The 958-nt window shown below is 53.5% G+C and carries 1 protein-coding gene; it reads right to left on the bottom strand.

Annotated elements, in window-relative coordinates; all coding sequences use genetic code 11:
• On the bottom strand, positions 1 to 957 hold a 957-nt coding region (locus QUA01_RS16250; protein ID WP_333265879.1), incomplete at its 3' end, for an Ig-like domain-containing protein.
• Position 958 lies beyond the last annotated feature (1 nt).

Below are 958 nucleotides of genomic sequence, written 5' to 3'. Positions count from 1 at the left end.
CGATGGAGTCGGTGTTCCCAATGGCGTCGGTGTTACCGATGGCGTCGGTGTTCCCGTTGGTGTTACCGATGGCGTCGGTGTTCCCGATGGAGTCGGTGTTCCCAATGGCGTCGGTGTTACCGATGGTGTTCCCGATGGCGTCGGTGTTCCCGTTGGTGTTCCCGATGGCGTCGGTGTTCCCGATGGTGTTGGTGTCGGTTGCGGTGTTACCGGCGGAATTGGTGCAGTATTTACAGTCAGATTAACTGGAGTTGAAGCCCCAGAAATATTACCCGCAGCATCCTTAGCTGTAGCAGTGAAGGCATAAGTGCCATCGGCTAAAGCTGTTGTGGGGGTAAATGTCCAGTTACCCGAAGCATCCGCTGTGGCAGTACCCAAAGGCGTTGTGCCTTGTAAGATGTTCACGGTACTGTTCGGTTCTGCCTTACCCGCGATCGCGCCTTTGGTACTCCCAGAAGTTGTGATCGTGGGGGCTGTGGATGCTGTCCCATCGATTGTCAGATTAACTGGAGTAGAAGCCCCAGAAATATTACCCGCAGCATCCTTAGCTGTAGCAGTGAAGGCATAAGTGCCATCGGCTAAAGCTGTTGTGGGGGTAAATGTCCAGTTACCCGAAGCATCCGCTGTGGCAGTACCCAAAGGCGTTGTGCCTTGTAAGATGTTCACGGTACTGTTCGGTTCTGCCTTACCCGCGATCTCGCCTTTGGTACTCCCAGAAGTTGTGATCGTGGGTACGCTGGATGCTGTGGCATCGATTGTCAAATTAACTGGAGTTGAAGCCCCAGAAATATTACCCGCAGCATCCTTAGCTGTAGCAGTGAAGGCATAAGTGCCATCGGCTAAAGCTGTTGTGGGGGTAAATGTCCAGTTACCCGAAGCATCCGCTGTGGCAGTACCCAAAGGCGTTGTGCCTTGTAAGATGTTCACGGTACTGTTCGGTTCTGCCTTACCCGCGATC

The organism is Microcoleus sp. S36a_B3, assembly GCF_036700745.1.
Taxonomy (GTDB): Bacteria; Cyanobacteriota; Cyanobacteriia; order Cyanobacteriales; family Microcoleaceae; genus Microcoleus.
This window is presented reverse-complemented; position numbering and strand designations above follow the sequence as displayed.